The 7,892-nt window shown below is 73.9% G+C and carries 5 protein-coding genes; 4 read left to right on the forward strand and 1 reads right to left on the reverse strand.

Annotated elements, in window-relative coordinates:
• Positions 1–1,666, reverse strand: a 1,666-nt coding sequence (locus NBX02_RS09510) for a PAS domain-containing protein (RefSeq protein ID WP_250290970.1), incomplete at its 3' end; no start/stop codon positions are given.
• A gap of 698 nt (positions 1,667–2,364) precedes the next feature.
• Between NBX02_RS09510 and NBX02_RS09515 the strand changes: the two genes are divergently transcribed.
• From NBX02_RS09515 to NBX02_RS09530, 4 genes are all read left to right on the forward strand, one after another.
• A complete protein-coding gene (locus NBX02_RS09515) occupies positions 2,365–3,819 on the forward strand; it encodes an LLM class flavin-dependent oxidoreductase (protein WP_250290972.1) in 1,455 nt (484 codons plus the stop codon).
• On the forward strand, positions 3,816–5,159 hold the full coding sequence (locus tag NBX02_RS09520; RefSeq protein WP_250280871.1) for an LLM class flavin-dependent oxidoreductase: 1,344 nt from the start codon (positions 3,816–3,818) through the stop codon (positions 5,157–5,159). The genes NBX02_RS09515 and NBX02_RS09520 overlap by 4 nt, the downstream gene beginning before the upstream one ends.
• A 79-nt stretch (positions 5,160–5,238) precedes the next feature.
• Positions 5,239–6,453 carry a 2-oxoglutarate and iron-dependent oxygenase domain-containing protein gene (locus tag NBX02_RS09525; RefSeq protein ID WP_250290974.1) on the forward strand — a complete coding sequence of 405 codons (1,215 nt, stop codon included), beginning with the start codon at positions 5,239–5,241 and terminating at the stop codon, positions 6,451–6,453.
• 145 nt (positions 6,454–6,598) lie between these two features.
• On the forward strand, positions 6,599–7,892 hold a 1,294-nt coding region (locus NBX02_RS09530), incomplete at its 3' end, for a bifunctional o-acetylhomoserine/o-acetylserine sulfhydrylase (RefSeq protein WP_250290976.1).

The raw sequence follows: 7,892 nt of genomic DNA on the forward strand, positions 1-7,892 counted from the left end.
GGTCGGCGTTCTGGCTGCTGCCGGTGGCCAGCCGGGTGATGACGTCGTCGAGCCGGGTGAGCAGCTCGTCGGGGGTGGGGTCGGCGTCGGCGAGGGTGCGCACGGCGGTGCGCAGCTGGCCCATGGTGGCGGCGGCGTGGATGCCGTGGTCGGTGACGTCGCCGACGACGAGGGCGACGCGGGCGCCGGAGAGCGGGATGACGTCGTACCAGTCGCCGCCGACGCCGGCCTGGGCACCGGCGGGCAGATACCGGGAGGCGACGTCGACGGCTGTGTGCCGCGGGAGATGGTGGGGGAGGAGGCTGTGCTGGAGGGTAAGGGCGGTAGTGCGTTCGCGGGTGTAGCGGCGGGCGTTGTCGAGGCAGACGGCGGTGCGGGCGCCGAGCTCGTCGGCGAGGACGAGGTCGTCGGGGGTGAAGGGCCCGGGATGGTGCTGGTGACGGATGAAGACGGCGACGCCGAGAGTGCTGCCCCGGGCGCGCAGCGGAACAATCATGACGGAGTGGAGCCCGTACTCGCGGATCCGGGCGGCCCGCAGGGGGCTGGCCGCCATCCATCGTGCCATCGGCGGGTCGGAGATCCGGTAGGAGGCGCTCCGGCCGGTGGCGAGGACGGTGGCGATGGGGGAGTCCGGTGGGTAGATGTCGGTCTGGCCCAGCGCGACGACGGCTTCCGGCTGCCCCATGAGGGCGGACTGGTGGGCGGTACGGCGCAGCACCACCGGGGTGGTGATCGGGCCCAGCGGTGGCTCGTCCCCGTGGTAGACGGTGTCGAGAAGGTCGACGCTGGCCCAGTCGGCGAAGCGGGGGACGGCGATGTCGGCGAGCTCCTGGGCGGTGCGGGTGAGCTCGAGGGTGCTGCCGATGGCGGCGTTGGCCTCGTTGAGCAGGGTCAGCCGCTGCCGGGCCCAGTACCGCTCGCTGATGTCGAGCGACGCGCTGAGCAGGCCTCTGACCTGGCCGGCCGGATCCCGCACCGGTGACAGGGTGATCGCCCAGGCGCGTTCGCGGGGTTCGCCCGGTGCCTGGTGGAAGGCCCCGTCGGCCCCGTCGGCCCCGTCGGCCCCGTGGGCCCGGTAGTCCTCGTAGGCCTCGTAATATGCGGGCTCGCCGGTCCGCACCACCTGGCGGGCCTGCTCGACCAGGCCGGCGGGCTGGTGCTGCCCGGGGGCGGGGAACACCTCCGCCGCCGGGCGCCCGCGCGCGTCCCGCTCCCGCAGGCCGGTCATGTGGGCCGACTCGCTGTTCAGCCGCCGGACCCGCACCTCGGTATCGAAGATCGCCAGGCCGATCGGGGCCTGGGTGAACGCCCAGTCCAGCAGCGTCAGCTCGGCCTGGCGCTCACGCTGGTGGTCACGCAGGTCCTGGACGGTGACGGCGGTCACGAACCACTGGGTGACCGTCCCGTCGCGGGCCGGCAGCGGCTGGGCGTGCAGCCACACCTCAAGGCCGTGCCCGTCGCGGTGGCACAGGACGGCGGTCCCGCTCCAGCTCCGCCCGTCCGCCAGGCGGCACCGGGCCGGTCGCGGGAGCGGGGCGGCGAGAAGATCGGCCACCGACCGCCCGACGACCTCGGCCGGGGAGTATCCGAGCAGGTGGGGGGTGCGGGAGCCACACGCGGTGACGGTGCCGTGCGCGTCCACGCCGGCCGTCATCGCACGTTTCACGGGGAGATCGCCGAAAAGGTCTCCTGGTATGGGGCTCTGTGCTCCCTCGCCGTCCATCTCACCCCCCGTCTTCCCCCCACGGACGCGGGCGAACCGGGACCGCCACACCCTACCCAAACCAGCCGTCCCCTCGCCGCCCGGCCCTCGCGGCCCGGCCCTCGCGGCCCGGCCCTCCCGCCCGCTGGCCCATACCGATTCTGTGCCGGCGGCGTCCCGTCCCGCCGCTGCCTGCCCGGCCGGGCGGTGGTGCTGGACCCCTGGCCACCGGTGCGGTTACATTCGGACAATGCGTGCCGGATCTGCGTCCTGGACGGTGATGCTCGACCCGTTCTGGTCCTCCCGCCGCGCGCATCACTTCGACCAGATCTGTTGACGTCGAACAGAGCCCCCGCTGATCCGGCCTGACAGCTAGTGGGTGCCGCAAGCCCGCCGTCCATCGTCAACGCCCCCTGGTGGCCCTGTGACGGCCCCGCGGCCTCATGCGGTGACGTGCTCCGTGCGATCCGCCCGGCCGTAATGATCATTTTTCGGCGGCGGTGAGCTGGTCGCGCCGCCGGCCACGGCCATGGCGCACCGCGACACGCCAGCCAACGACAGCCAGCCAACGACAGCCAGGCCACGGCACGACGCACCGATTGACCTGTCCCACCGCTTCGGCATGCCCCGGCCGCCGCGCCGGCGGTGGAGAGGAGCCCGACATGACGACCCCCGTCACGGGCACGACGCCGGCACCGGGCCGCTCCCGGCGCCGGCTGGCCCTGGGCGCGATCCTGCACGGCTCCGGCGGGCACATCGCCGGCTGGCGGCACCCGTCCTCGCCACCGGACGGCCAGCTCGACATCGACCATCACATCCGGCTGGCCAGGACGCTGGAACGGGGGACGTTCGACGCGCTGTTCGTCGCCGACACCGTGGCCATCTGGGGACACCAGTACGACTCGCTGCGGCGCACCGCCCGCGCCGACCACTTCGAGCCGCTGACCCTGCTGGCCGCGCTGTCCACCGTGACCGAGCGGATCGGCCTGGTCGCCACCGCGACGACGACCTACAACGAGCCGTTCCACATCGCGCGTAGGTTCGCCTCGCTGGACCATCTCTCCGCCGGCCGGGCCGGGTGGAACGTGGTGACGTCGGTGGTCCCGCTGGAGGCCGGCAACTTCGGCCGGGACACCCATCTCGAGCACGGCGCGCGCTACCTGCGGGCCGAGGAGTTCGTCGAGGTCGTCCGGGAGCTGTGGGACAGCTTCGACGACGGCGCGGTCGTCCGGGACACCGCGTCGGGGCACTACTACGACCCGGCCGGCCTGCGCACCCCGCACCATGCCGGCCCGCACTTCACGGTGCGCGGGCCGCTGAACATCTCCCGGCCGCCGCAGGGCCATCCGGTGATCTTCCAGGCCGGCTCGTCGGAGACCGGCCGGGCGTTCGCGGCCCGCCACGGCGAGGTGGTGTTCACCGCCCAGACCTCGCTGGCCGGCGCCCAGGCGTTCTACGCCGACATCAAGGCGCGCGCGGCGGCGTACGGCCGGGACAGCGACCACCTGCTGGTCTGGCCGCTGCTCTCGCCGTTCGTCGCGAGCACCCGGGAGCGGGCCCGGGCCCGCCTGGCCGAGCTGCAGGAGCTGGTGCACGACGACGTGGCCCGCCGGCTCGTCCAGGACAACATCGGGGATCTCGACCTGTCCGGATACCCGTTGGACGGGCCGCTGCCGCCCATCGGCGCGACCAACCGGAGCCGCAGCCGCCAGGAGCTGATGCTCGACCTGGCCCGCCGCGAGAACCTCACGATCCGCCAGCTGGCGCTGCGGTTCACCACCGTGGGCGCCGTGGCCGGTACCCCGGAGGATGTCGCCGACCACATCGAGGAGTGGTTCACCAGCCGCGCCGCCGACGGTTTCACCATCAGTTTTCCCTACCTGCCCGGCGCCGCCGAGGACTTCGTCGACCTCGTCGTCCCCGAGCTGCGCCGCCGCGGGCTGTTCCGCCACAGCTATGGGACGACGACGCTGCGCGGCCACCTCGGCCTGCCGCGCCCCCGGGCCGGCACCGGGGGTGCCGGGGGCACTGGGGGTGCCGGGGGTGCCGGGGGCGCCGGGCAGCCGGTGGGCGCGGGGCGGCAGGCCGGGCCGGGGGCAGGGGAAGGAAACCGATGACCCACGGCAGGCGGCTGCGCCTCAACGCCTTCCTCAAGCCGCCGGGGGAGTTCCTGGCCGCCTGGCGGCATCCGGGCGCCGTCCCGGACGCGGGCGTGAACATCCGGCACCTGATCGAGCTGGCGCGGACCGCCGAGCGGGCCTGCTTCGACGCGCTCTTCTTCGCCGACCTCGTCGGGGTGCCCTTCGCCGACCAGGAGGTGCTGCGCCGGGTCTCGGTGGTCAACGACTCCTTCGAGCCGACGACCCTGCTCGCCGCGCTGGCCACCGCCACCAGCCGGATCGGGCTCATCGCCACCGCGTCCACCACCTACAACGAGCCCTACCACCTGGCGCGCACGTTCGCCTCGCTGGACCATCTCAGCCGGGGGCGGGCCGGCTGGAACCTGGTCACCTCGCTCAACGACGCGGAGGCCCGTAACTTCGGCCTGCCCGAGCACGTCGGGCACGCCGAGCGCTACCGGCGGGCCGCGGAGTTCCACCAGGTGGTGACCGGCCTGTGGGACAGCTTCGACGACGACGCGTTCCGCCGCGACCAGGCGTCCGGGATCTACTTCGACGACGACCGGGTGCACCGGCTCGACCACCGGGGAAGGTACTTCTCGGTGACCGGGCCGTTGAACATCCCCCGCCCGCCGCAGGGCCATCCGGTGGTCGTCCAGGCCGGCTCCTCCGAGGCCGGTAAGTCGCTGGCGGCCGCGGCCGCGGACGTCGTCTTCACCCACCATCCCGACGGCGCCGCCGCCCGGGCCTTCTACGCCGAGATCAAGGCGCGGGCGGCCGCGGCCGGCCGGAACCCGGAGCACGTCCTCGTCCTGCCGGCGCTGTCCACGATCGTCGGCCGCACCCTGGCCGAGGCCGAGGACAAGGCCGAGCGGCTGTACGCGCTGCTCGACCCGCGGGTGGCGCTGGCCGATCTCGCCTACTGGCTCGGCGGCGTCGACCTGTCGACGCACCCGCTGGACGGGCCGCTGCCGCAGCTGCCCGTCTCGAACCAGAGCCGCAGCGCCCAGCGGCTCATCGTGGAGCGGGCCCGGGCCCGCAACCTGACCATCCGCGAGCTCGCCAGGGGGCTGGCCCGCGACGAGCGGACCATCGTCGGCACCCCGGAGACGGTCGCCGACCACATCCAGGAGTGGTTCGAGACGCAGGCCGCGGACGGTTTCAACGTGATCTTCCCGTACCTGCCGGAGACGCTCGACGACTTCGCGGACCTGGTCATCCCGCAGCTGCGACGGCGCGGCCTGTTCCGGGCCTCCTACGAGGGCCGGACCCTGCGCGAGAACCTGGGGCTGCCCCGCCCGGCCAGCCGGTACGCCCGCGACCGGCGCGGCGCGTGACCGCTGTCCGGCATGTCCGACCGAACGGCGGTCACCGACCGTCGTCACTTCCGGCCCACGGCCGACGAGGAGGCCGACGATGACCGAGACGACCGGGACGACCGGGACGACCGGGACGACCGGGAGGCCTGAGAGGACCCGCACCGGCAACGTCAGCGCCGACGGCATCGGTGCCGGGAGCGCCGACGCCGACAGCACCGGCCCGGACGGGCCGGGCAGCGCCACCGCCAGGCCGGCGGCCGCCCTGCCCACGCTGGATATCGGCCCCTACCGCACGGGCGGCCCCGGGCGGACGGCGTTCCTGGCGGCGCTGCGCGCGGCCTGCCACGGGCCGGGCTTCTTCTACCTCACCGGGCACGGGATCCCGCCGGCCGCCACCGCCGCCGTGCTGGCGGTCAGCCGGGAGTTCTTCCACCTGCCCGAGGCCGTCAAGCTCGAGATCGAGAACATCCACTCGCCGCACTTCCGCGGGTACACCCGGCTCGGCCACGAGATCACCCGGGACAGCCCGGACATCCGCGAGCAGATCGACATCGGCGACGAGCGCCCCGCCCGCCGGCTCGGCCCGCACGACCCGCCCTACCTGCGCCTGGACGGCCCCAACCAGTGGCCGGCCGCGCTCCCCCGGATGCGGGGGATCGTCGGGGCCTACCTGGCCGAGCTGGGACGGCTCGCCCGCACGCTCGTCCACGCGTTCGCCGAGTCCCTCGGCCTGGCCGCCGGCCACCTGGACCCGACGTTCGCCGTCGACCCCCGCTCGCACCTGAAGCTGATCCGCTACCTGCCCGCGCCGCCGGGCTTCGCCGCCGGCTACGACCAGGGCGTCGGCGCCCACAAGGACGGCGGCTTCGTCACGTTCGTCCTCCAGGACGACAGCGGCGGCCTGCAGGTCGCGCGCAGCCCGCGGGCGGGCACGGACGTGCCGGCCGACGGCTGGATCGACGTCACCCCGGTACCGGGGACCTTCGTGGTCAACATCGGTGAGATGTTCGAGCTGGCGACCCAGCGTTACTACCGGGCGACCGTGCACCGGGTCGTCAGCCCGCCGGCCGGAACGGAGCGGGTGTCGGCGGCCTTCTTCTTCGGCCCGCACCTGTCGGCGACGCTGGCGCCCCTGCCGCTGCCGGACGAGCTGCGCCGGCAGCTGCCGGCGGCCGAGCCCCCCGACCCGCGCAACCCGATCTTCGCCGAGCACGGCGTCAACACCCTCAAGAGCTGGCTGCGCAGCCATCCCGAGGTGGCCCGGCGGTACTACTCCGACGTCGAGGCGCCCGCCGGCCGAGGAGCATACTGATCATGTCGCCCGGCCCGGTCCGCCGGTTGTGGGCAGGTGAGCCGGCGGCGGCAGGACGGCGGCAGGACGGCGGCAGGACGGCGGGCGGTGGCAGACGGCGGCCAGGCAGTGAACCGACCAGGTAGCGAGCAGTGAGAGGGAACCCGTGACGAGCGAGCCCACGACGTACAGCTTCGAGACCCGGCAGGTCCATGCCGGCGCCCAGCCGGATCCGGCGACGGGTGCCCGCGCGGTGCCGATCTACCAGAGCACGTCGTTCGTCTTCGACGACACCCGTCACGCGGCGGACCTGTTCTCGCTCGCCGAGGTCGGGTTCACCTACACCCGGGTGGTCAACCCGACCCAGGACGTCCTGGAGCAGCGGGTCGCGGACCTGGAGGGCGGTGCCGCGGCGCTGGCGGTGGCCAGCGGCCAGGCGGCGCAGGCGCTGGCGATCCTCACCATCGCCTCCGCCGGCGATCATCTGGTCTCGTCGTCGTCGCTGTACGGCGGGACGTATGCGCTGTTCGCCCACACGCTCTCCGAGCTCGGCATCGAGACGACCTTCATCGACGACCCCGACGACCTGGGTGCCTGGAAGGCCGCCGTGCGTCCGAACACGGCCGCCCTCTACGGGGAGACGATCGGCAACCCGCGCGGGAACGTCCTCGACATCGCCGGGGTGGCCGGGGCCGCGCACGAGGCGGGCGCGCCGCTCATCGTCGACAACACCCTGGCCTCCCCGTACCTGTCCCGCCCGCTCGAGCACGGCGCCGACGTGGTCGTGCACTCGGCGACGAAGTTCATCGGCGGGCACGGCACGTCCATCGGCGGGGTCATCGTCGACGGCGGCCGGTTCGACTGGGGCAACGGGCGTTACCCACGGTTCACCAGCCCGGATCCGTCCTACAACGGGCTGGTGTTCCTCGAGGCCTTCCCGGAGACCGCCTACATCGTGCGGGCCCGGGCGAAGCTGCTGCGCGATCTCGGCCCGGCGCTGTCGCCGGTCAACGCCTTCCTGCTGCTGCAGGGGCTGGAGACGCTGTCGCTGCGGGTACAGCGGCACTCGGAGAACGCGCTGGCGGTGGCGCGCTGGCTTGAGGGCCGCGACGACGTGCTGTGGGTCGCCTACCCGGGGCTGGAGACCAGCCGCTGGCACGCGGCGGCGACGCGCTACCTGCCGGCCGGCGCCGGTGCCGTGCTGGCCTTCGGGATCCGCGGCGGCGCGGCGGCGGGCCGGGCCTTCGTCGAGGCCCTCCAGCTGCACAGCCATCTGGCCAACGTCGGTGACGTGCGCTCGCTGGCGATCCATCCCGCCACGACCACCCACGCCCAGCTCACCGCGGCCGAGCAGGCCGCGAGCGGGGTCAGCGGTGAGCTGGTCCGGCTCTCGGTCGGCCTGGAGGGGATCGACGACATCCTCGCCGACCTGCGCACCGGCTTCGCCGCTGCGGCCGCAG

This window comes from Protofrankia sp. CiP1_Cm_nod1 (genome assembly GCF_920888515.1).
GTDB lineage: Bacteria > Actinomycetota > Actinomycetes > Frankiales > Frankiaceae > Protofrankia.

Bases quoted from the DNA above. Each gene is read 5' to 3' on its own strand.
- NBX02_RS09515 (WP_250290972.1), top strand. From the start codon at position 2,365: ATGACGACCCCCGTCACGGGCACGACGCCGGCACCGGGCCGCTCCCGG.
- NBX02_RS09520 (WP_250280871.1), top strand. From the start codon at position 3,816: ATGACCCACGGCAGGCGGCTGCGCCTCAACGCCTTCCTCAAGCCGCCG.
- NBX02_RS09525 (WP_250290974.1), top strand. From the start codon at position 5,239: ATGACCGAGACGACCGGGACGACCGGGACGACCGGGACGACCGGGAGG.